We start from the raw sequence: 1,251 nt of genomic DNA, 5'->3' as shown, positions 1-1,251 counted from the left end.
TGGACTGCCCCGCATTCCACAGACAGGTAGTCAGGATACAGCCCTGACCGATTGATACTCCCGCTCGGCCTGCATCGGTGATCGATAACCCAACCCCGAATGCAGGCGAACGCGGTTGTAGAACACCTCGACATACTCGAAGACCGCGCTGCGTGCGGCTTCGCGGTTTTCGAAAGGTTTGTCGTCGCCAATCTCATGCTTGAGGGTGGCAAAGAAACTCTCTGCCATCGCGTTGTCGTACGGAAGTCCGGGTCGGCTCATGCTCAGGCGGATATTCGCTGCCTCCGCTTTGGCTCGATAACGCGCGCCGGTGTACTGGCTGCCCCGGTCGTGATGAAGGATCAGACCAGGCTTCGGGCGACGCTGCTGCAACGCCATATCGAGCGCGCGCTCAGTCAGATCGAGCCGCTGGTGGTCATCCATCGCCCAGCCGACGACGCGTCGGCTGCAGGCATCGATCAGTGCCGCGAAGTGGAGCGGCCCTTCGCGCGTCGGCAGCTGCGTCATGTCGCCGACCCACAGTCGATCCGGCGAAGGTGCGGCGAACGGCCAAGTGCACAATCGCGGTGCCGGTGGCGTGCGCTGGTAGGCCGTACGGGCGCGTAGGAATCGGCGCCGCCGGCGAGTGCACAGTCCGTGTGCTCGACGCAGGCGATCCATTCGATGGCGTCCGCAATCGATGCCGCGCCGACGCAGTTCGCGCCACAGGCGACGACTGCCATAACTCTCCCGAAGTTCCCGATGCGTGGCCGCGATCACGGCCGCAAGCCTCACGTCTTGCGTTGCCCTGATGCTCGGCGGACGACGCTTCCACGCGTGGTAGCCGCTGAGCGAAACCTTCAGTGCCCGGCACAGGTCGGTCAAGGGGAACATCATCCGTTGTCCGTCGATCCAGGCGTACCGCGCTTGGATGCGCTCGCGAAGTACGCCGTCGCTTTTTTTAGGATCGTATTTTCCTGCTCCAGCTTGGCGACTTGTCGACGCAACTGCGCCAGCTCATGCTGCTGCGGCGAGCGCCGTCCCGAACCCCGAAACGCCAAGTCACCATCGGTAGCAATCGCATCGCGCCACTTGTAGAGCCGGTTGCGCGGCACGCCCAACTCCAGCGCCAACTGAGTGACTGGCTTGTCGCCACGCTCCAATAGCCGAACCGCCTCTCGCTTGAATTCCGCAGTGAACCGCTGCCTTGCCATCCAAACACCTCCGGGGTTGTCCCCATTTTCAGGTGTCTGTGGAAGCCGGGCCACTCCA

The 1,251-nt window shown here is 63.1% G+C and carries 2 protein-coding genes; both read right to left on the bottom strand.

Translation table 11 applies throughout. The features are described from left to right. Window positions 1-30: 30 nt before the first annotated feature. Window positions 31-891 carry an IS3 family transposase gene (locus ACFPN1_RS16255; RefSeq protein ID WP_386756269.1) on the bottom strand — a complete coding sequence of 287 codons (861 nt, stop codon included), beginning with the start codon at window positions 889-891 and terminating at the stop codon, window positions 31-33. After that, the coding region (locus ACFPN1_RS16250; protein WP_386756268.1) for a transposase at window positions 873-1,251 on the bottom strand (379 nt) is incomplete at its 5' end. The genes ACFPN1_RS16255 and ACFPN1_RS16250, both read right to left, overlap by 19 nt.

The sequence above is a fragment of the Lysobacter yangpyeongensis genome (assembly GCF_042655745.1).
Lineage (GTDB): Bacteria > Pseudomonadota > Gammaproteobacteria > Xanthomonadales > Xanthomonadaceae > Agrilutibacter > Agrilutibacter yangpyeongensis.
The sequence above is the reverse complement of the archived record's forward strand: the minus strand, read 5'-3'. Positions and strand labels throughout refer to the sequence as shown.